This window comes from Treponema primitia ZAS-1, from assembly GCF_000297095.1.
In the GTDB taxonomy this organism is placed as follows: Bacteria; Spirochaetota; Spirochaetia; order Treponematales; family Breznakiellaceae; genus Termitinema; species Termitinema primitia_A.
Genome location: NZ_AEEA01000019.1, coordinates 92,503 through 115,518 on the forward strand (window position 1 = coordinate 92,503; position 23,016 = coordinate 115,518).

The 23,016-nt window shown below is 45.6% G+C and carries 17 protein-coding genes and 1 tRNA gene; 15 read left to right on the plus strand and 3 right to left on the minus strand.

The window, feature by feature from the left end:
• Positions 1–2 precede the first annotated feature (2 nt).
• The 5 genes from TPRIMZ1_RS0102500 (at position 3) to TPRIMZ1_RS0102525 (ending at position 3,920) form a co-directional block, all read left to right on the plus strand.
• A complete protein-coding gene (locus tag TPRIMZ1_RS0102500) occupies positions 3–737 on the plus strand; it encodes a type 1 glutamine amidotransferase (RefSeq protein WP_010254216.1) in 735 nt (244 codons plus the stop codon).
• The gene (locus TPRIMZ1_RS0102505; RefSeq protein WP_010254218.1) at positions 718–1,263 is read left to right on the plus strand and encodes a pyridoxamine 5'-phosphate oxidase family protein; all 546 of its coding nucleotides are present in this window, start codon (positions 718–720) and stop codon (positions 1,261–1,263) included. Before TPRIMZ1_RS0102500 ends, TPRIMZ1_RS0102505 begins: the two co-directional genes overlap by 20 nt.
• Positions 1,260–2,246, plus strand: coding sequence for a hypothetical protein (locus tag TPRIMZ1_RS18290; protein ID WP_010254220.1), 987 nt, complete (start codon positions 1,260–1,262; stop codon positions 2,244–2,246). The genes TPRIMZ1_RS0102505 and TPRIMZ1_RS18290 overlap by 4 nt, the downstream gene beginning before the upstream one ends.
• Positions 2,247–2,252: 6 nt before the next feature.
• Positions 2,253–2,882, plus strand: a complete 630-nt coding sequence (locus TPRIMZ1_RS0102515) for a Fe-only nitrogenase accessory AnfO family protein (RefSeq protein ID WP_010254223.1) — start codon at positions 2,253–2,255, stop codon at positions 2,880–2,882.
• A 504-nt stretch (positions 2,883–3,386) separates the two neighbouring features.
• Complete coding sequence (locus TPRIMZ1_RS0102525; RefSeq protein ID WP_010254230.1) at positions 3,387–3,920, plus strand: nitroreductase family protein; 534 nt, start codon at positions 3,387–3,389, stop codon at positions 3,918–3,920.
• 88 nt (positions 3,921–4,008) lie between these two features.
• On the opposite strand, the gene TPRIMZ1_RS0102530 is transcribed toward TPRIMZ1_RS0102525, so the two are convergent.
• The 3 genes from TPRIMZ1_RS0102530 to TPRIMZ1_RS0102540 all read right to left on the minus strand — a co-directional run bounded on the left by TPRIMZ1_RS0102530 (position 4,009) and on the right by TPRIMZ1_RS0102540 (position 9,071).
• On the minus strand, positions 4,009–4,542 hold the full coding sequence (locus tag TPRIMZ1_RS0102530) for a DinB family protein (protein ID WP_010254233.1): 534 nt from the start codon (positions 4,540–4,542) through the stop codon (positions 4,009–4,011).
• Positions 4,543–4,958: 416 nt separating this feature from the next.
• Complete coding sequence (locus tag TPRIMZ1_RS0102535) at positions 4,959–8,285, minus strand: ATP-binding protein (RefSeq protein WP_010254236.1); 3,327 nt, start codon at positions 8,283–8,285, stop codon at positions 4,959–4,961.
• A 39-nt stretch (positions 8,286–8,324) separates the two neighbouring features.
• The gene (locus tag TPRIMZ1_RS0102540) at positions 8,325–9,071 is read right to left on the minus strand and encodes an isoamylase (protein ID WP_010254240.1); all 747 of its coding nucleotides are present in this window, start codon (positions 9,069–9,071) and stop codon (positions 8,325–8,327) included.
• A gap of 79 nt (positions 9,072–9,150) precedes the next feature.
• Here TPRIMZ1_RS0102540 and TPRIMZ1_RS19640 point away from each other — a divergent pair, with 79 nt between their 5' ends.
• The 10 genes from TPRIMZ1_RS19640 (at position 9,151) to TPRIMZ1_RS0102590 (ending at position 22,941) form a co-directional block, all read left to right on the plus strand.
• Entirely contained in the window at positions 9,151–10,116 is a 966-nt protein-coding gene (locus tag TPRIMZ1_RS19640; RefSeq protein ID WP_010254243.1) for a hypothetical protein, read from the plus strand.
• Between the two features lie 2 nt (positions 10,117–10,118).
• Positions 10,119–12,797, plus strand: a complete 2,679-nt coding sequence (gene flcA, locus TPRIMZ1_RS0102550; protein WP_010254246.1) for a periplasmic flagellar collar protein FlcA — start codon at positions 10,119–10,121, stop codon at positions 12,795–12,797.
• Positions 12,798–12,882: 85 nt separating this feature from the next.
• Positions 12,883–12,954: transfer RNA gene (locus tag TPRIMZ1_RS0102555), tRNA-Val, on the plus strand.
• A 151-nt stretch (positions 12,955–13,105) separates the two neighbouring features.
• Positions 13,106–13,297, plus strand: a complete 192-nt coding sequence (locus tag TPRIMZ1_RS0102560) for a hypothetical protein (protein ID WP_010254247.1) — start codon at positions 13,106–13,108, stop codon at positions 13,295–13,297.
• A 613-nt stretch (positions 13,298–13,910) separates the two neighbouring features.
• A complete protein-coding gene (gene tcmP, locus TPRIMZ1_RS0102565; RefSeq protein WP_010254248.1) occupies positions 13,911–14,762 on the plus strand; it encodes a three-Cys-motif partner protein TcmP in 852 nt (283 codons plus the stop codon).
• A complete protein-coding gene (locus tag TPRIMZ1_RS0102570) occupies positions 14,759–15,544 on the plus strand; it encodes a radical SAM protein (protein WP_010254249.1) in 786 nt (261 codons plus the stop codon). The genes tcmP and TPRIMZ1_RS0102570 overlap by 4 nt, the downstream gene beginning before the upstream one ends.
• A 174-nt stretch (positions 15,545–15,718) precedes the next feature.
• Entirely contained in the window at positions 15,719–17,614 is a 1,896-nt protein-coding gene (locus TPRIMZ1_RS0102575; protein WP_010254250.1) for an ATP-binding protein, read from the plus strand.
• The gene (locus tag TPRIMZ1_RS0102580) at positions 17,604–19,238 is read left to right on the plus strand and encodes a site-specific DNA-methyltransferase (RefSeq protein ID WP_010254251.1); all 1,635 of its coding nucleotides are present in this window, start codon (positions 17,604–17,606) and stop codon (positions 19,236–19,238) included. Before TPRIMZ1_RS0102575 ends, TPRIMZ1_RS0102580 begins: the two co-directional genes overlap by 11 nt.
• Positions 19,235–20,275, plus strand: coding sequence for a virulence RhuM family protein (locus tag TPRIMZ1_RS0102585; protein WP_010254256.1), 1,041 nt, complete (start codon positions 19,235–19,237; stop codon positions 20,273–20,275). Before TPRIMZ1_RS0102580 ends, TPRIMZ1_RS0102585 begins: the two co-directional genes overlap by 4 nt.
• Positions 20,272–22,941: a DEAD/DEAH box helicase gene (locus TPRIMZ1_RS0102590; protein ID WP_010254259.1), complete on the plus strand. Its 2,670-nt coding sequence runs from the start codon at positions 20,272–20,274 to the stop codon at positions 22,939–22,941. Before TPRIMZ1_RS0102585 ends, TPRIMZ1_RS0102590 begins: the two co-directional genes overlap by 4 nt.
• Positions 22,942–23,016 lie beyond the last annotated feature (75 nt).

Below are 23,016 nucleotides of genomic sequence, written 5' to 3' on the forward strand. Positions count from 1 at the left end.
AAGTGCGGATACATTACCTGCAGCATGTTCCCTTTGAAAACCCCGGATATATTTTGACCTGGGCAAAAAATCACCGCTGGGTGCTGACGAACACCCCCCTCTATGAGTACCCTTCGGGGAATGTTCCTTTTCCCTTGGCCCGTGATTATGATTGGCTGGTGATCATGGGGGGCCCCATGAATATCTACGAGGATGCGGAATATCCCTGGCTTATCGAAGAAAAAGAATTCATTAAACATGCGGTTGACAGGGGAAAGGTAGTTATCGGTCTCTGCCTGGGGGCGCAGCTTCTTGCCGGTGTTCTGGGGGGAACGGTTACGCAGAACCCCCAAAAGGAAATAGGTTGGTTTCCGGTAACCCTGAACCCGGAGGCCCGGTCGCTGCCGCTCCTTTCCTTTTTGCCGGAAAAACCCCTGGTTTTCCAATGGCATGGGGATACCTTTAGTACACTGCCTCCGAAAGCGGTTCTTTTAGCCTCAAGCGAAGCGTGTAAGCACCAGGCGTTTATGTACCGGGACCGGGTTTTTGCATTTCAGTTTCATCTGGAAAATACTTTTGAGATCATCTCGGCTCTGGTAGAAAACTGCGGGAATGAACTCGTTGATGGGTCCTGGATACAAAGCGCGGAAAACCTGCTCGGTCATGCTGAGTACATTACCCAGGACAATTCGTGGATGGACGAGTTTCTTACCCGCCTGGAAAACCAATGGAGGAATAATGGAACAAATACATTATAAACAGCGGATGTGTACGGATAACGAACGGATTGAAAAGTTCCTTGCGGAATCCCGGGTTGGTGTCCTTGGTATCAATGCCGGAGAATATCCCTACGCGGTACCCTTGAATTACGTCTGGAAAGACGGGACAGTTTATTTTCACGGTATGGGATCGGGGAAAAGGGAAACATTCCTTAGAGAAAGTCCCAGGGTTTGTTTTACCGTATATCAGGAATATGGCGTGGTAAAGGACAAGGTTCCCTGGCATGCGGACACCTCCTATTTCAGTGTCATGCTCTTTGGCGCCGCCCGCAAGCTGACCGATGCGGAAGAATCGGCGGCGGTAATGAAACAATTGGTAGAGAAATTCATGCCCGGTTTTTACGGGGATAAGCTGGCTGCTATTACCAACAGATTTATAGAAAAATACCGTTCCTCCATAGATGGTAATCCCGTGGCGGTGTATGCCATAAAACCCGATAGCATAAGCGCCAAAGAGAATCGCTCCACGCCGGAGGAGCTGTTTAAGCAGGGAGAATCACTATGAAAACCCAGGCGGCGAAAAGTATTTTTTCTGAGTTAAAAGGGGTAACGAGTTCCACTACATGGCCTGGCGGCGAAATCTGCGAGTGCCGCGTCGATGAAGAAAACAAAATCGAAACCCCCTACGGGACTTTGATCCCCCGTTATTCACAGCCGGACATGAGAAGCAAGGAATTAAAAACCCTCTCATTCCATAAAAATGGGCAGGTGGCCTCCATCTACCTGGAAAAGCAGACCCTTGTACCGACCCCTGCGGGCAGCATCCCTGCGGGCAGCATCCCTGCGGAACTCATCACGTTTTATGAGGATGGCTCACTGAACAGCCTTTTCCCCCTGAACGGACAGATAGGATTCGGCTGGTCAGAGGAAGATGAGGGGAACATGGCCTCTTTCCAAAATTTTGAATTCCCCTTTGGTTCGTTCACGGTCAAACTTAACGGAATCCGTTTTTATCCAAGCGGAAAGATAAAGAGTATCATCTTCTGGCCGGGAGAAATCATAAACCTTACTACCCCCGCAGGAACCTTCCCGGCCCGGATCGGTATACGGCTCCATGAGGATGGGCGCCTGCTGTCCTTTGAGCCGGCCCAGCCCATCGAACTGGAAACTCCCATCGGGCAAGTCCTTGCCTATGATGTTAATGCCCTGGGGGCAGACGCGGATTTTAACTCCGTAGAATTTGACGGCAGTGGAAATCTTGCTGGTTTTGTAAGTTCCGGGGATCTTATTGTCAACCATCCATCCAGGGGGAGGCAGCGTATTTCCTCCCGGACCAGGCTGGGACTTTCCGATGATGTGTTGGTAAAAATCCCTCTGATTTTTCAATTTTCAGGGGACATACTTTCTGTCAGCGATGGTAAAGAAACGGCGGAATATAATATGAAGGAATGTAAATTCCTTTTGCTGCCCGACATTGATACCGGCGCGGGGCTCGGCTGCAACGGACACTGCGGCAGCAAGGGCGAACTTTGCGGCGCCTGTGGATAGGTCAATATGAAAATAGCAATACTGCTTGATGCGGAAGGCCGGGCCGCTTCTTTTACCGAACAGGGAACGATATATGTCTATGAACGGCGGGACGATGTATGGGCCGCGGACCGGAAACAGGATTTCGTCTCCGCTGCCTATACCACCATGGCGGATCTGCGTTCTTACATTTGTAAAATCACGGCATGGCTTGGGGAGTGCAAGGTCCTGGCGGCGAAGCGGTCGAATGGGTATTACCGCCTTGCCTTTGAAGGCTGTGGCGTTGCCCTCTGGGCTGTTGAGGGAAGTCCTCCGCAATTTATCAGCCAAATTGAATCATTTTATACCAAGTCTCCGGAATTACAGCCGGACCATCAACCCGCCGCAGTACCCTCAAAAACTTACATTACACCCATCCCGGGCAAAACCGGGTTTTACGCGGCGGACCTTAGGGATGTGATGGCCCATAAGGCGGGAATAAATTCCCGGGAACTGCTGCTGCCTTTTTTCGAGGAAGCTCAATTCGAGCGGCTGGAAATAATCTGTGATCATGTACCGAGATGGTTCAACGAGGAGCTTGGCCGCCTTAATCTAAAGGCTGTTTCAGAATCTGATGGGAGACAGACAAAGGTACATGTGTACCCCGTGGGGCATTAAGGAATTGAAGAAAGGTTTGAAACAAAAATTATTGAGAAGATTGAAAGAAGAAGGAGAAAATAATGAATTATCATTTAGAACACATACAATATTTCCAGAAATCAAATTAAAATATTTATTTCAATAATTGTTAAATATCCCTCCAAATCTCAATTAGCCGCCCATTCCATTTTAGCGTATTCGTTAAGTATTTATGATAATAGACTATGCCTAAATTATTATAGAGATCCGGATTATTCTCATCAATTTATTCTGCGGCCCTTAAATAATTCAATGCGGTCTCAAAATTGTTTTCTTCATCGTAGATATACGCCAAAGAAATATATGCAAATTGATAGTTTACATCTTCTTCAATAGATTTTTTGAAATAATAAATTGCGGTATGATAGTCGCCGGAATAATAATAAAACCATTTGATATAATCATTTTCTTTAAAATACGCTACGCCGGTAGACAATGAATTATACCGTATGATAAAATGCAATTATACGGAGGATTTATAACATGAGTGAATTTTTAGACCTTTGTAAAAGACGGCAAAGCTGCCGTGGTTTTTCAGACCAAGCGGTAGAGCATGACAAACTGATACAATGTGTTGAAGCAGGCCGATTAACCCATTCCGGTTGTAATGCCCAGCCGTGGAGTTTTGTTGTTGTGGAAAGCAAAGACATGGTTAGTCAAATAGCGCTATGCGGTCAACAGCTAAAGCAAAACGTTTGGCTGGGTACGGCAAAGGCATTCATTATTATTCTGGAAGAACATGCGGTTTTAAGTCCCATTATCAGTTGCTTCCTTGATAGTCAGTACTATGCAAAAAACGATTTAGGCGCCGCCGCCGCATATGTTTGTTTGGAAGCTGCTTCACAAGGACTTGGCAGTTGTATTATTGGCCTTTATGATCGTAAAAAGATTTGTGAACTATTGAATATTCCTATAGAAAAACAATTCGGATCTATAATTGCTTTGGGGTATCCTGCCAATGACATCGTTCGCCCTAAAAAGCGTAAGGTATTTGAAGATATTGTACGATTTGTATGAGTACCATTTATTCACCGGATCCGTATAAAAATAATCCGGCCTTCCGGCCGCCGCAATCGTTTATGTACATTGCGGACGGCTCCACTGCTTACTTAGGCAGGAATGCTACACTAACACCGGAATAATCGTTATCGATCTTGAGTTCATCTAATATTTGCGATACTTGACCCCGGTGATGGGTCCCATGAGCCGCCAACTGGGTGAGCAAAAAGAAAACGGGTACCGAATCAGGATTGCCCTTATACCAGTTGATTTTTACGGGGGCCTTCAGATCCGCATCGGTTAGGGCTTTGGTAAAGTTGATATAGGCCTTATCGACCGTTTCAATATCGGCTCCCAGTTGTTTCCACTGGGCTTCGGAGAGAGACCCCTCGGGGACGGAAACTGTTTGCAGGGCAGCCAGGGCCTTGAGCGCAGCATCATTATGGGCCACCGCATCTTTAAACATCCCCAGCAAGAAAGTGTTTCCTCCTAAGATATGCGTTACCAGACCCGAAAGGCTTTTATAGTAACTTCCCCGTTCCTGCTCCCGTTCCGCGTTAGAAAGCCCATTCAGGATGGAAAGGATCGCCTTATTCGCTTCTTGATTGTATTGAGCATTAATCACAAACAGTTCTTTCATTGTTTACCTCTTGGCATTAGTATACTGAGATTGGATCCTTCATACAATAAGCTGGTTGGTTCTAAATATACTATACATTAGTGTAGTATTACTGGTACATAATCCTGAACTCATGATATCTGATCTTAATATAAACCAAATAAACCTGCTATTCCCGGGATCATATTTTGACAATTATTATGTACTATTATAGAATGATAATAACAACAGGATGGAGGAGCAGTGGAAAACAATCTTTTGAATAGGCCTTATCTTTTAACTTTGTTGATGGTCGGGCTTATAGCTATACTTGCGATTTTTTTACCTATCATTCATAGTCTTGTCGAGGGTTCTCCTTCCGGCAATTCATACGTTATTGAAAGGGTCGAAGATACAGGCAGCAGTACGGATCAGTCAAAATAACAGCAGGCAGGTTCCTATAATTTTTCCAGCCGTTCCTCTATCTCGGTGAAGCCCGATGTATTTATCTGATGCCGCAGCCATTCAACCAGATCCGCACCGGAATCATAGGAAAAACGTTCCAGGTCCTCTATGGCAGTATCTATACCGTCAATATTCAGGGTTTTGCAGGCCTCAAGCAGCGCAGTTAGAGTTTCCTTATCGGGCTCGGGCTTCCGGGGTTTTGGGTTTTCCGTTTCCAGGCTCAGCAGCAGGGCGGATAGATCGGCGATTAGTTTTTCTGTTGCCTTTATAAAGGTATCGTTATTCTTCTGTACAAAGTCAAGGTCCCCGGCCTTCGACGCATGTTCCAGGGATTCGGCCTGGGCGCCCGTAGTTTGGGCGCTTATGCCGTAACAGCTGCTCTTTATACCGTGTACCACAATCGCGTATGCCGGCAGGGTTTCCGGAGTATACACCCGCAGTTGTTCCAGCAGGGATGGGGTATTGCTTGTCCAAGATTTAAGGACCTTGATATACGATTCATGATCGCCGCCGAAACGTTCCAGGCCGTTTTGTAAATCCAAACCTTCAATGACGGTGTTCCCTGGAATGAGCGGCCCTTCCTGTGTTTTATGTTCCTCCTCTCGGGGACGCACAACGGGCAATGCCGCTTCGAGATTTTTGTCCCGTACCCAATGGTTGATCACCTGGTCCAGGCGCATAATATCAATGGGCTTGGGAAGGAAGGCCTGGAATCCGTGGGCTAAAAACATTTCTTCATTTCCGGTGATAGCGTTTGCGGTAAGGGCGATGATGGGAATATTTTTTGCATACTCGGTACCGATTTCCTCGCGGATGATGCGTACTACTTCCATACCGTCCATTCCGGGCATCATGTGGTCCATAAAAATGGCATTGTACGTGATTTCCTTCTGGCGGATAAGATCAATGGCATCGGGACCGTTGGTGACACAGTCTATCTGCATACCATAGGGTTTCATCATTCCCTTGGCTACATCCAGGTTTGTTTGAACATCATCTACCACCAGTACCTTTGCATAGGGTAACTGAATCCGTATAATCTGGGAATTTTGCTTGCGCCGGTCATCAATAAATCTAAACCCCTTGAGTCGATCGGCAAGTTCCTTTCCAATGGGATTGTCCTCTATAAAATTCTGGCGCAGGCGTACCATGAAAGTACTCCCCTTGCCGTATTCGCTTTCCACCGAAATTGTTCCGTCCATCATCGTCACAATTTTTCTCGTGATGGAAAGACCAAGGCCGGTTCCCTCAATGGAACGGTTGCTTTTGGTATCCACCTGATTGTAATCGGAGTAGAGTTTCTCTATGTCCTCCGGCTTTATACCAATACCGGTGTCGGAAACCCTGGAAATAATCCATACACTACCGCCGTCTTTTTCAGACGAAAGGTACCAGTCAACCCGGCCTTCCCTGGTGTATTTAAAGGCATTGCTCAGCAGATTGTTAAAGATCTGCTTGATCCGCAGTTCATCTCCAAAAAGTTTTTGGGGAATGTTTTCATCAAGGTGCAGTTCAAAGATGATGGGCTTATCGGCGATGCGCATAATATTGAGGGTGACCGTATCATTGATAAGGCTGGGAGTGTCATACACTACAGGAATTATTTCAAACTTTCCCGATTCTATTTTAGAGATATCCAGCACATCATTGACCGTTCCCAGAAGGGTCATCCCGGCATTGTGGATCTTCTCCAGATTTTTTAAATTTTCACCGCCTAGTTCCTCTGACTCAAGGATCATTTCACTGAAACCGATTATGGCATTCAGGGGAGTCCGCATCTCATGGCTGGTATTGGCAAGGAAACGGCTCTTCGCTTCGTTGCTGGAAAGCGCCGCTTCCCTGGCCTGCACCAGATCTACGGTCATCTGGTTTCGCAGTATGGCATCGGCAATGAGAAGGCCCCCGGAGCGGAGGAGGTTTTCCTCATCGGTGGAGAATATCCGCTCCTTATGGCAGTCGTCGTAGACCACGAACCCCCAAAAATGCTCGTGAAAATAAATGGGGATGACCAGGATTGAAATGATCCCCTGAGGGGAAAGCTGGCCCCGTTCTGCATCAGAAAAGGTACGCACTATGCCATTGATGCACTGCCCTGCGGAAAGCTTTTCTTCCCAGCCGGGGATATTTTCACTGTAGGGGATATTTTTTGTAATTGCCTTACCCTGCTGCGGTTCTGCTCCCTCGGACCATTCGTAGAGCTGGGAACAGTATAATTTTCCGTTGACCGTGGAGTTTTCCCAGATACGCATACGATCAACCCCCACACAATGGGAAAACATATCCATACAAGTGTGAAGGGCCTCTACGAAACGATCCACATCGGACTGCAAGAGTACCGCTGCGGCATCGTTGGTGGTATGGAGAACCTTGGTCCGATATTCAAGGGTTTTAAGCATATTGTTGGCGGCAGCGTAGGGCTTTTCAATTATGCCGGAAGCGAAGAAGGCAGCTATAATACTCAGCAGGACGCTTATTATTCCTGTCATGATCATTCCGTTTGCCACATTGGTTAAGGCGCTTTCCCTAATGGGGGCAATTACCCCCAGGGTCCAGCCCGATACGGATCCCGATATCGGCCGGTACGCGCAGAGCCGCTCAACCCCATCCAGGAAAAATCTACGTACCCCTGTTTCCCCACGGATCATCAGGCTGACCATTTTTGCAATTTCCGTATAAGCGCTGTCGGTTTTTGCAAGCTCAATGAAGTTCCGGCGCTCCTGTACCCATTCGGCTCGTCTGTTGGCAAGAATATAGCCTTCTTGGTCATCAATAAAAATGTGGCCGGTTTGCCAGATGGTAAACGCTGAAAGCAGATCGTTAAAAAACATTCCCGGTACGGTGGCGGCGAGTACCCGATCCGTACCAATGGGTGCACAAACATAGAAAAATAAGTTGCCCTGGGAATCGTAACGGGTGGTACTGACGGAACTTATTCCGCTAAAGGCCCGCTGCATATATTCACTGTTTATAAGCTCCACCGGGGCAGGGTCCGGACCGTAGGCTGCGATGATCCCTTCCCGGTTAAAAATAGTCAGGGAAGTGAATTCTCTCTGGGTATTGGCTTCTTCCTGCAGGATCTCTTCTAACTGGTCTTCGGGCGCATCAACCAAATATATTGTCACCCGTTCGGCATTGGTTTTTAGGAGGTCTAGTTCGCCGGAAACCAGACGATCCGCAATTTCAGCAATTTTTGTCATATCAGTTTCAATAGAGCTGTTCAGGTGGGTCAGGATAGAGATCATACCGGAACTGGTACCAAAGGCTACGATTATAATTGAGATACCGATGATGATACTCATAACTTTCAAGCGGATTGACATAGGGATACCCCTTTTAAAGTGAAAGTGCATTCTTTAATATTATCGTACTATCGCTTCTGTGGCAGCCATTCCCTCATTGGTGTAGACCCGATTGTGGTTAAAGGGATCCAGGATGCGCTGGCCGCGGTGGAAGAATACGTAGTGGTAGGTTCCCGGGGGCAGGGGGAGGGTAAGGGAATAGTAGCCCACCCGTGTTTCCCTTAGTTCATACATAAAGGGGTCCCAGCCGTTAAAAGAGCCCCCTACGGTAACGCTCTCCCCGGAGGGCGCCTGGAAATTGAAGGTGAGGGTACCCGGGGGGCCGTCAAAGGCGGTGGGGACCTTCTGAATTTCCGGCATCGCTATCATCGAACGGACTATGCCGGACTTCTGATCTATCCGGTATTGGGGGTTCAGAGGGTCGGTGGTCCACAGGCCGTCGATAACCAGACGGTATTCCAGTTCCCGGATCTCCGGTGGTACTGTATAGACATGGAAGAGTATCCCCGAATCCCGGTATTGATCCTCGATATTCTTGCTTTTTGCTTCCTGTGGGGTCAATTCATCCTTGGCCTTCAATAGTTTTTGAAACCAATAGACCCGGGAAAAGCCCTCGTGGGCAAAGGCAATCCCCACCCGGCGATGGGTGGAGGGGGAGGTAAAAATTACCCCATCATCAAAAATTTCCGGCGCCCCGGGAGCCGGAATGGTCAGGAGATGGTTGATAAATTGGTAAGATTCTGTATCAATGGCTTCTATATTGCCGATAATCACAACAAGGAGCATCAGAATTATATTCTTTTTCATACCTTATTTACAATTATCGGCTGATGTTTCAATATCTTAATAAGAGGGGAACCACGGGCCTATGGTCCGGTGATTGTGCATGCCGTCATTAGAGCAACTGAGAAATTTTAAAGCCTCTTTTGGCAATATCGCCGATGAAGCCATGGTTCTATCCCAGTTGGAACTTCCCCTGGACGATCTGCCCCTCCCAAACGCCGAACCGGTTGCTCCTCCGCCTCCGCCTCCCAGGGCGCCTTCATCTCCTGCAGAGCCGGACGAGGAAACGAGCTTCGATGCAGTTCCCGGAGATGACCTTACCGGTGCGGATGAACTTTTAGCCGAACCGGATGCCAATACCCCCCCTGTTCCCGATCTATCCATCCCTGAACCGCCTCCCCGATCCGCTGCTCCTACTCCTAGAACCCCCGCTCCTGCGGCTCCTATTCCGAGGGCTCCCGCTCCCGCCGCTCCTGTTCCGGGGACTCCTGCTCCTCCAGCTGCGGCTCCTCCCCCGAGGGCTCCTGCCCCTCCCGCTCCTGCGGCGGCGCCCTTTGAGGTACCGGGGCTTGGCTTTAATTTTGCCGATCTGCTGGGCGGCGGTTCCGCTAACCTACCCCCTCCTCCGGCCGTTGAAACCGCCATAGAAGAGGCTCTTTCCACAACCCTACCCGAAGAAACAGAACCGGAGTCCGATATTTCCGATGTCGGCTTCGACGAAGCCCTTTCCGACCTTGGCGTCGAAACCACTGCCCCCGGGGAAGAGGATATCGGCTTTGATGATGAATTTGCCGACCTTGGTGATATTCCCACCGAAACTGCAGAACCGCCGCCCGTGGGGGAATCCGCCCCGGACGATATCGACCTGAACGCCGCCTTCGATGAGACTGGGGATGATGATCCCTTCTCAGACCTTGGCGATACCGCTACGGACTTGCCCGAAATAGACGATCTCGATCTATCCGCCGGTTTTCCCGATTTTGACGATGGCGCAGCAGTTTCCAGCGAAGAGGCCGGTACCGATGAAGCCGGCGACGCACCCTTCCCGGACCTTGGCGATACCGTTTAGATTTGCCCGGTGAGGGTGAGCTTAACCTGGACGCAGAATTCCCCGATTTTGGCGGCGATGCAGCCGTTTCCGGAGAAGAGGTCGCCGCAGCGGACGTACCCGACACAGACGAATTAGCTCTGGACGCCGATTTCCCCGGCTTTGAATCCTCAACTGAATCGCAAAGCGCTTCCGGTGAGGCCGGTGACGAGGTTGGGGATGATTTCGGCGCCATGAATGGTTTATTGGATGGGCTTACCGACGATATTGAGACAGGACAGGCCGAGGAGCCCACTACCGAAGCGGACTTTGGGGATGCTTTCCCCGATATGGTGGATATGAACCCGGAAGAAGGCGGGGAAGCCGAAGGGGAGTTCCCGGATCCGGATATTGGCCTTGATTTGTCGCAGGAGGGTGATGCCGGCATCGATCCCTTTGACGGTTTCAGCCCTGATGGCGGAGAAGCCGGTCTTAGCAGCGATGAGGGAAAGGATACCGGACCGGGTAGTTCCGACATGGATAATTTTACCCTGCCCGGTATTGATGATTTATTCGGCGGTAATGCTCCCAAAATTGCCGGCATGGAAACAGGCGCCGCTGCCGGCGGACCAATATCCCCTGCAGAAGAGGTGGTTGAGGAAATCCGTTTAAGCGAGGGCGATTTTGACCGGCTTCGGAACACCCTCTCCGGCTACCCCTTGAATTTACGGATCGCCATTGAGGAAATAATCGCCGAACAGGCTATCGCGCCGAATCTCATGTCCTCCCTGATTAAGCTGCTGGTTCGGAGCGGGTCCGCTAAGGAAGCCTCTTCCCTGGCAGCAAAAATTCTGGGTAAACCGGTTCCCATTCCCAAGGGATTTGAGAAGAAAACCGGTGAAGAACTGGAGGCGGAACAGGCCAGCTTCCCTTATATTTTTGTCCATAAGTTTCTGCCGGTACTGCGGCTTTTCCTGGTTATTGCCATGTTGGCAGCTTCCCTGTTCTATCTGGGCTATGAATTTATCTATACCCCGGTACACGCAAATTCGATATACAAGCAGGGGTATGAACTTATCCCCACCGGGAGTTATGCCCAGGCAAACGAGCGGTTCAACCGCGCTTTCCAGCTCCACCGTCAGCAGGACTGGTTCTACAAGTACGCCGAAGCGTTCAGGGATGAGCGACAGTATATCTACGCGGAGGAAAAGTACGATCAGCTTCTGACCCATTATCCCAAGGATAAAAAAGGCGCCCTGGATTATGCCGACATGGAAACCAATTACCTGCGGAACTACGCCAAGGCGGATCGAATTATCCGCTTAAATGTTCTGGAGTATTCTATTGATGATAGGGAAGGGCTCCTGGCCCTGGGTGATAACAACCTGCTTTGGGGAGAGATCGATCCTTCCCGTTATGAAGAGGCCCGCAGTGCCTACGCCAGGCTTTTGGAACGGTACGGATGGCAGGATCCCATAGTTGAACGGATGCTGAGGTATTTCATTCGGGTTGACAACCTGGGGGAAGTTCTCCCGTTACAGCAGTACTTTATGTCGGATCCCAAGAAACGGAAAATTTCCGCGTTTACCCTTGCTGAATTGGGCGGATACCTTTTGGATAAACGGTTTGAGGAAGTCCGGGGCGTTCCGGACGAGCATATCGGTCAGATTGGGAATATCCGGGATGTACTGATCCAGGCGGTACAGTCCGACCCGCGTTTACCCGAAGCCCATTATCATCTAGCCCGGTACTATGACCATTTCGGCAACAGCCTGGAAGAACGGCAGACCCTGGAAATAGCCGCCCGGGCCTTTGACATCGCCCCGCAGGAATCTACCCAGCGTACCCGGTACCGCCTGAACACCCAGCGGCGTCTGGGGGAGATGCTTATCAACAGCCGGGAATTTTTCTCCGCCGAAGAACAGCTCATCAAGGGTATTGATATCTATGAAGATGCCCTGGACCGGCGTTTCCTTACCCGTTCCCCCGAATTCGGCCAGCTCTACTCGGATCTGGGAGATCTGGAGTACTTTACCAAGTCGGGGAATATGCCCCAGGCCTTGGAGTACTACCTATTGGCCGAGCTAAATGGCTGGGCCCCCCCGGAGATACAGTACCGTATGGGATCTGCCTATTATCAGCAGGGGCAATGGGCGCCGGCCTTAGACCGGTTCTTCGCAGTTTCGTCAACGCAGGCTCCGAACCGCCGGCTCCTCAATGCCCTGGGAAATGTCTCCTATATGCGCGGCGACTATTTCCACGCCCAGGGCTACTATAACCGCCTCCTGGACCTGCTGGACACCGAACGCGCCCGTTTCCCCATGCTCATGCCCAATGACCGGCCTGAACACCTGGAACTGGCGGAACGGATGATGGTGGTGCGGAACAACCTGGCAGTAACCCTGGAAGCCCTAACCAAGGCCACGGGCAACCGGAATTACCGTTCCCGCGCCCTGGGCCTCTACACCGAATCCGCCCGCGCCTGGGACTCCCTTACCCGCAACCCCGACACCATGCTCCGCGCCGGCGCCGGGGATCTTTCCACCCCCGGGATGAATCTGGCTTTCCTCAACTCCCGGAACACCCTCTATCCCGAACCGGATTACGAACCCCAGCTCTACATCCAGATCGACAAGGACATGCTGGAACCCTCCGCCTGGGAGGACCTGGTCCCCCAGGATTTCCGGCTCACCGACGTGATTGAACCCTACCGGCCGCGGTAAAAGGCGTATGCACCATGTGCCGCGCGTTGACATACGGGGAACCATGATGATAAAATACGAAAATCGCGGATAGATACCGCTTTTTGGGCGATTAACTCAGTGGGAGAGTGCTACCTTCACACGGTAGAAGTCACTAGTTCAAATCTAGTATCGCCCATATCGTAAGTGATTGTATAACAATGAATTAGGCTGATCGATTAACGGAAACCATATCACGCTAAAGCCCCGAGATACACAGCAAGGTACATTGGGTATCCCCGCAACGGGGCGCGGTGCGGGCTATGTGGGAATATTAGGGGGCAAAATATATGGCTAAAAAAACGGCAGCAGTTGTTATTGATGATACGCTCCCCTTTGATTTTAACAAGAGCCTTGAGGAAAACATGAAGATGATGCGAAAGCACATGATAAAAAGCGGAGTCCCGGCAAAAGAGGCTGACGAACTGATTGAATCATTGCGTAAGAAATACCGCCCGGATGAGAAACCGGAGAAAAAATAAACCTCGGACATATCAGGAAGGTTCCGGTGTGTATGTACACCAGAGGGCGACGGGCTTTGAATCTCACGGCCTCGCTAATTTGGAAAAAAGCTCCCGAGGCTACAAAGCCGCCTCGGGAAGTGGCAGGCGCCCAGGGTGACGTTTCCATCTCGCCCCCGGCAATATCAAGTATATAAACATAATGGTGGTCTTGTCACCACCACTGGATGCCTCCCTGGGGAAATCCTCGCTCTTTACACTATAATACAGCGTGATAAAGATATGGGACCCTTTTCCACGGTAGAAGTCACTTCACAAACCATGTTTGTGGTTCAAATCCAGAATCGCCCAGTACTTAATTGTTTACAATATTATAGAATAATACTGAAAATTATGGTATGATTCCCCCAAAGAGGAGTTAGATGGCGGAAATTTCCATGATAACCATAGGGGAGAGCGGTTACATATCCCTTACCGATAAGTGGTATAGGCCATAGATAAGTTGATAAAGGCCGATAAAGCATATACCGAATTTATCCTCGATATAAAACAACGTATACAAGCTGGTTGATCTAATTCAGAGGACCCATTATACTATACGCATATATAGTATTCGTAATTATATTGGAGAATAATGAATAAACCTCATAGTTTTGGCGGAAAATGGACGATTGAAAAGCTCAAGATACTTTCTGATTATCTTGATTTTTATATTACCGCACTCAAGAATCAGCCATTTAAAAAGATTTATATAGACGCTTTTGCCGGAACCGGAGAAATTGCGGTTGGCAATACTATCGAAAACATTGATGGTTCAGCAAAGCTGGCCTTAAATGCGGTGCATAAATTTAATAGCTACATATTTATAGAGAAGCATAAAAGGCGTTTTGCCGAACTCAAAACGATGATATCCAAAGACTATTCTGAATTAGCCGACCAGATCCAATTAATAAATGGCGATTGTAATGATGCTCTGCAAGTCATCTGTAAAAACACAGACTGGAAAAACAACCGGGCAGTTTTATTTTTAGATCCCTATGCAACAGAATTAAAATGGACAACCCTGGAAATTGTCGCAAAAACAAAAGTAATTGACCTTTGGTATCTATTTCCCCTACACGCTGCTATCAGGATGCTTAAAAACGACGGAAGGATCGATCAGGCATGGAAAAATAAACTCAATTCCATATTTGGAGATGATGGCTGGGAAAGAGAATTTTATAAACCAAATCCGCAGAAGGATTTATTTAGCGATGATGAAGATAGTTTTATAAAAGATGCCGATATAAAATCAATAAAGCAATATATTTATTCAAGATTAAAATCAATATTTCCGGCAGTTTCAGAAAATTCAAGGATTCTCTATAATTCAAAAAACAGCCCCCTGTTCTTGTTCTGTTTTGCCGTTTCCAATGACAATCCCAAAGCAATCGGCCTGGCAATTAAAGTGGCTGATCAAATTTTAAAGAAAGAAGTATCAAAATGAAGATAAAACAGACCATAACCAGAAAAACCCTGCTCTACAAAACCGGCGTTGAATATGGCGACTATACAATTAACCATGTTCAGGGTTGTTCACATGGTTGTCTGTATCCTTGTTATGCATACTTAATGGCGAAACGGTTCGGACGGGTAAAAAATTACCAGGAATGGATAAAGCCTTGTCTTGTTTCAAATGCCCTGGAACTTCTGGATAATGAAATTCCCCGGTATAAAGATAAAATCAATTCAGTTCATCTGTGTTTTTCCACCGATCCGTTTATGTATGGATATGATGAAATATCCGCTATGAGTCTTGAAATCATAAAAAGACTCAACGACAACGAGATACGGTGTACCGCCTTAACCAAGGGAATACTTCCAATTGCATTATCGAAATTATCGAAGGAGAATGAATACGGCATTACCCTTATATCCATTAATGAAGATTTTAGGGGGAAGATAGAACCCTTTGCTTCGCCATATCAAGACAGGATAGACAGCTTGTATAAGCTCTACAAAAAGGGCTGTAAAACCTGGGTAAGTATTGAACCATATCCAACACCGAACATTATTGAGCAGGACTTTGACAAACTATTATCTAAAATTTCGTTTGTTGATAAAATTATCTTTGGGAGAATGAATTATAATCCCCAGGTTACAAAATATCCTGGGTTTAGGGAATTCTTTAATAAACTTAGTCAGCGGGTGATTGGTTTTTGCGAAGGAAGGGGTATAGAGTATCATATCAAAGAGGGGACGGTGACGAAAGTGAAGGCGATGGCGTAATGAAGTTGTGGAATGTGTGCCTTAAAGGGCATCAACAACCGATAAGCGTCATTGAATTTGAGATAAGCAGTGTTTTACTGGCTGGGTATAAGTCATAGCAGGGACGAAAAAGATAGTTCATGAATTACATGAACGGGCTTGCGAATTAATTTTGATTTATAGGAGAATATTGTTATGTTGATAAAAAATTCAAGGGCAGCAGAATACTTCTTTCCGAACACATCTTTGGAATATGTTTATTTCGAATCTATTGCCAATTCTTTAGATGCGAATGCAACAGAAATTGATATTGTTATAGATATAGAAAGCTACTCAAAACCTGATACTTTAAATATTACGATAAGTGATAATGGCGATGGTTTCAATGATAAAAACTTTGAAAAATTTTGCCATGTATTAGATGCAGATGATAAACAGCATAAAGGTATAGGGCGACTGGTTTTTATTAATTATTTTGAAAAAATTAAAATTGATAGCTTTTACATTGATAATCATAGAACATTTATATTCAATGATGAGTTTGACAAAGAGAGTATCAAAAATAAGAATGACTTAAAAAAACAGAGTACGGTTCTTAAATTTCTTGGATATAAAAAAGGAAGCATTAAAACTTATGATTATCTTGTTCCAGCTACTATTAAAACAAGGATCATAGAACATTTTTTGCCACGATTGTATGATATGAAATTAAAAAATAGACCTCTACAGATAAAAGTGAGTTTGACAACACGGGAGAACAATGGCGCACAAAGCTTTACCAATTCTTCAGAAATATTCAATGTAAAGGACTTACCTATATTAAAGGAAAAAACGATCCGTGATACTACGAGCCTTTTTGATAAGTTTAAATTAATGTATTCCGTTGAGCATGTATACACGGAGCAAAAAGCAATTACTGCAATTTGCGCTGATAGTAGAACAATACACATGGATATTATATCTAATAAAGATTTTCCTAATGGATATAAAATGGTATTTATTCTATATTCAGATTCCTTCAATGGTAAAACCAACAATACACGCGATGGCATTATGTTGGATGAATCATCATTGCGGAATGTGCGTAGTGTCTTTATTAAACTGGTCTCAGAAGTTATTCGAGAAGAAATTCCTGAAATCGCAGGGCGTAATGAGCAAGTTAAACAAAAACTGCAAACAAATTATCCTCATTTGCAAGGTTTTATTGATGATGAGGCAGTTGGACTTGTCGATAAAGATAATATAATAAATGATGCACAATCAAAATATTTTAATGCGCAAAAGGAATTACTGGAAGCAACTGAATTAAGTGATGTGCAATATTTAAAATCACTAGAATTTTCATCCCGTGTTTTAACTGAATATGTATTATACAGAGAAAAAATAATTACAAAATTAAAAGGAATGACTGTAAAAAGTGATGAAAAGGAAATTCATAATTTAATCGTACCAAAAAATAAAAATTACTATAGCAATGGTGATATAAGTGATATTTATCAAAATAATGCATGGGTGTTAGACGATAAATACATGACATATAGTGTCGTTCTTAGTGATAAGCAAATTGAAGAAATTTATTCCGTAATAGGCGTAGAAGGTTCGCATCAATATAGCGAAACTGAAAATGGCAAACCTGATGTTACTATTATATTTTCAGATAACCCAACATCAACAAATAAAGTTGATGTTGTTATAGTTGAATTCAAGAAATTAGGACTAAAAATAGCAAAAAAAGAGGAATTAGTTAGCCAGTTGAAACAACGTGCCCGTCGTCTCATTGAATATTATCCTGATAAAATTCAAAGGATATGGTTTTATGGCATTGCTGATTTTGATGAGGAGTTCCGAATATCACTAATAGAAGAAGGATTTGTTAGGTTGTTTTCTCATGGTGAAATATTATCCAAAAGACAGCCAATTGTAATTAATCCTGTAACAGAGGAAACAAGATTTGCAGACTTGTTTATCCTTTCATATAAGACTATGCTTGAAGATGCAGAATCACGTAATACGACCTTTTTACGAATATTAAAAGAAAGTATTAAAAAATCAATAGAGATACTTAATAAGGACTCCTCTAATGCCTTCTAACCCCCGTCTAGAACTTACCTGGATCGGCAAAGAAAACCGCCCGCACCTCGAACCCCGAATCATTCTTGAAGACCCCGCGAAAAACCATCACGCCAAACACCGTACCGATAAAAAAGACATTTTCGACAACCGCCTCATCTTCGGCGACAACCTCCTTGCCTTAAAAGCCCTAGAGCATGAATTTACCGGAAAAATAAAATGCATCTACATTGACCCGCCATACAATACCGGTAGTGCATTTGAACATTATGACGATGGCATAGAACATTCAATATGGCTTGGCCTAATGCGGGACAGGGTTGAATTATTGAGGCGATTATTGGCTGATGATGGATCGATATGGATTAACTTAGATGATAATGAAGTCCATTATTTCAAAGTCTTATGCGATGAGATATTTGGAAGAAATAACTATAAAACAACTATTACTTGGCAGAGGAAATACAGTGTTAGCAATAATTATATGGGGATTGCTTCAATTTGTGATTATATCCTTGTATATTCAAAATCCGATAAATTTAATAGTAATCTATTGCCTCGTAGTGAAGAATCGACTGCACGTTACAATAATCCAGATAATGATCCAAGAGGGCCATGGAAAGCCGTAGACTATCTAAATCAGGTAACACCTGAAAAAAGACCTAATTTATGCTATGATATTATCAATCCTAATACAGGAAAAATAATTTCAAACACAAAAAAAGCATGGAAATACGATCCTAATACCCATAAAGTTCATGTTGATGAAAATAGAATTTGGTGGGGAATTGATGGGCAGAATACTGTACCTGCGCTAAAATTGTTTTTATCTGAAGTGCGAGATGGAATGACCCCGCATAATTGGTGGCCACATGATGAAGTTGGACACACCGATGAGGCTAAAAAAGAAATGATTGGATTATATGGTGCTACTAACGTTTTTTCGACTCCAAAACCCGAACGCCTCATTCAGCGCATTATCCATATCGCCACCAACCCTGGCGACCTCGTCCTCGACTCCTTCGCCGGTTCCGGCACTACCGGCGCAGTGGCCCACAAAATGGGCCGCCGCTGGATCATGATTGAACTCGGCGAACACTGCCATACCCACATCATCCCCCGGCTAAAAAAGGTAATCGATGGCGAGGACCAAGGCGGCATTACCGAAGCCGCAGGCTGGAAAGGCGGCGGTGGTTTCCGTTATTACAGGTTAGCGCCGTCCCTGCTTCAAAAAGATAAATGGGACAACTGGATTATCAACAAAGAATATAACCCGGAAATGCTTGCGGAAGCGGTCTGCAAGTTAGAAGGTTTTAGCTACGTGCCATCTGACACCCTCTACTGGATGCATGGAAAGTCAACAGAAAATGATTATATCTATGTGACGACCGCCCAGCTTACCCATGACCAGCTTGCCTTGCTTTCCGATGAAGTCGGGGACAACCGGACCCTTCTGGTTATGTGTACCGCCTTTCGTTCCCGTGCCGGCGGATTTTCCAATCTGACCATAAAGAAAATACCCACATCGGTATTGTCAAAATGCGAGTGGGGACATGATGATTACAGCTTGCAGATCGAAAACCTGCCGATAGCAAAAAAACCACCAAAGACGCAGCCTGATCTCTTTGAAGGAGACGAGGAATGAAGAAAAAACTGCCGGTGCATACGCACATACGCTCAGGCGCCGCAGAATTCCTCATTTTTTCCCTTCAGGCGCAGGAAGACGGCATAGAAGTCCGGGTCCAGAATGATACCATTTGGTTAAGCCAAAAATTGATGGCAAAACTTTTCGATTGTTCCAGCGACAACATTGGACTCCACCTCAAAAACATATTCGGCGAGAATGAATTGAATGAAAAAGCAACTACCGAGGATTTCTCGGCAGTTGCGTCAAATAGTAAAACCTATAATATCAAGCACTATAACCTGGACGCCATCATTGCCGTGGGGTATCGGGTCAATTCCAAACGGGCTACCGCCTTCCGTCAATGGGCAACTTCGGTCTTAAGAGATTACGCGCTCCGGGGTTATATTATCGATAAAAAACGGATGGAAAACGGAACCTTCCTGGGGCATGACTATTTTGAACACCTGCTTGCGGAAATACGTGAAATCCGTTTGAGCGAACGGCGGTTCTATCAAAAAATAACCGACATTTATTCAACTGCCCTGGATTATAACAAGGATGCGCCTGAAACCCGAGATTTTTTTGCCAAGGTTCAAAACAAACTTCACTATGCCATTCACGGGTACACCGCCGCTGAATTGATCATGAAGCGGGCCGATGCGGACAAGGAACAGATGGGCCTTATCTCATGGGAAAACAGCCCCGACGGCAAGGTTCTGAAAACCGATGTTTCTATTGCCAAAAATTATTTGACCGAACGTGAGTTGGCGTCCCTGGGCCGTATTGTAAACGCCTATCTGGACTTGGCGGAAGACCGGGCTGAACGGCAGGTCCCCATGACTATGGATGATTGGGCAAAGCGGCTGGATGTGTTTTTAAGCGCCGATGATCGGGAAATATTGCAGGATGCAGGAAAGATAACGGCAAAAATGGCAAAGGATTTTGCGGAGAATGAATTTGAAAAATTCCGTGTTCGCCAGGATCGTCTGTTTGAATCGGATTTTGACAAAGAACTAAAACGTATTCAAGCCGAACATAAGGAAGATACAAAATGACAGAAAAATTAGTAAACTCCATATCCGGCCGTTTAAGCCTCCGCCGTCCCTTAACCGAAAGCCTTGAAATTCTTTCCCGCATTACCGATATTATTTCCTTGGACAAAGACGCTGACTTGCAGGAACGGTGTTCAATAATACAGAGTGAATTCCCTTCAGTTGCCGATTTTGAACGGAATTTTCCGTCCCTGTGTTTTGCCATTGCTACCGGTGTTGGCAAAACCCGCCTTATGGGCGCTTTTATAAGCTATCTGCATTTAAGTAAACATATCAACAATTTTTTTGTCCTGGCTCCCAATCTGACCATCTATAACAAACTGATAGATGATTTTACGCCCAATACCCCAAAATATGTCTTCAATGGATTATCTGAATTTATCGTTGACCCGCCGCTTATTATTACCGGGGATAACTATGAATCCGGTATTGATGTCCGCAGTAATCAATTGATATTTACCGGCATTCATATCAATATCTTCAATATTTCAAAAATCAATACCGAAGTTCGGGGCGGCAACGCTCCCCGGATTAAGCGACTTTCCGAATACATCGGGCAGAGCTATTTTGAATACCTCGCTGCGTTGCCTGATTTAGTTCTCTTGATGGATGAATCTCATCGTTACCGGGCATCCGCAGGATTAAAAGCCCTGAATGAGCTTAATCCTATTCTCGGCCTTGAGTTAACCGCCACGCCATTTACAGAATCAACGAAAGGACCGGTATTTTTCAAAAACATCATATACGAATATCCCCTTTCAAAGGCAATGGAAGACGGCTATGTAAAGGAACCGGCGGTTGTTACCCAGAAGAACTTTATTGCTTCCCAATTTACCCAGGAGCAACTGGAACGAATCAAACTTGAAGACGCCATACGGATTCATGAAGCGACAAAGGTCGAACTTGAAACCTATGCACGGCAAAACGGAAAAAATATCGTTAAACCTTTTATACTGGTCATAGCAAGAGATACCACCCATGCCGCTGAATTAAAAAAACTGATTGAAAGCGGCGATTTCTTTAACGGCGCTTATAAGGGAAAAGTCATTCAGGTTGATTCGAGCCAGCGGGGAGAGGAAAAAGAAGAAAATGTAGAACGCCTCCTTTCGGTAGAAAAGAACGATGAACCCACTGAGATTGTAATCCATGTCAATATGTTAAAGGAAGGCTGGGATGTTACCAACCTCTATACCATTGTTCCGTTACGGGCTGCCAATGCCCGTACTTTGGTAGAACAATCCATAGGACGCGGTCTTAGGCTGCCTTACGGAAAACGGACAGGCGTTACAACAATAGACCGGCTCAACATAATTGCTCACGACCATTTTCAGGAAATCGTCGATGAAGCCAATCGCCCGGATTCGCAAGTCCACATAAAGGCAGTTTTTATTGACAAAGACGCCGACTCTCAAAAATTGAAAACCGTAGTTACGCCCTCAAGTTTCTCTTTGAAGTTACAACCAACATCTTCCAATGCTAATAGAGCCGTCGCAGATTCTGTAACCCCTATGTTTAATAAACCAGCTGAACAGAAATTTGCTCAGGCAGTAGTTGCCGCAATCCAAAGTCGGGATTCTTCCCCTTCTTTAACCTATGCCGTATCAGATGACACAATGGAATCAATAGTAGCTGAGGCACAGGGTATTTATAGTTCAGAGCAGAATGACTTACCCGGAATAGAGGAGGAAATCGATTATCGAAAAATCGCTGAGGAAACGGCCCGTGTCATGATTGCCGGTACTATTGATATTCCCCGTATTTTGGTAATCCCAAAAAATAATACCAATATCAGTTACGGTAGCTTTAAATTAGACTGTAGTGGGATCCGATACCAGCCGGTAAGCCGGGATTTACTTATCCAGCATTTACGCACCAATAATCAGGAAGTCCTTTCTTCCATCAAGGAATATGCGGTTGAGGAACGATTGGAGGACTATCTGGTAAGAGGTCTTATTGACTATGAAGATATTTCCTATGATGACCAAAGCGATTTGTTATATGACTTAAGCGCCCAGCTTATTAAGCATCTTGAAACATACCTTAAGACGTTTGAGGATACAAGGAATGTAGTCTTGTTTCATCAGAAACAGCTGGCGGATTTTATTCATGCTCAAATGCTAGATCACCAGATCGAAGCAGCTTCAGAATTTGATATAAAAATTAGCAAAGGTTTTACCCCATTAAAAGAAATTGCCTTTACCGCCGAAGAAGGAACGGAACCCCTTAATTTCCGTAATACTTCTTTTGATAAGTCAAAAATTGGAAAAATCATCTTCAATGGTTTTTTCAAGTGTTTATATCCCGCAATGAAATTTGATTCCGACACAGAACGCCGGTTTTCTGTGATCCTGGAGCAGGACAGCATCAAATGGCTTAAACCCGCAAAAGGCCAATTTCAGATCCATTATCGCATGGGAAATAGCTATTCGGAATACGTGCCGGATTTTGTTGCCGAAACATCGGATTGTATCTATATGATTGAAACCAAAGCTAAAAATGAATTGTCCTCTCCCGAGGTGCTATCAAAGCAAGATGCCGCTGTTGAGTGGTGTAAGATTGCTACGGATTACAATGCTGACATAGGGAAAAAGCCGTGGATATACCTCTTGATACCGCATGACGAAGTAAAAGATAATATGACCTTGATAAGCTTTAGAAGGTCAAAATAAAGGCAAAGAAAAACCAGGGATATGCATTGAAAAAAGAGATCGAATCGAACCGCATAAACTTGGAAAGGAAGTATT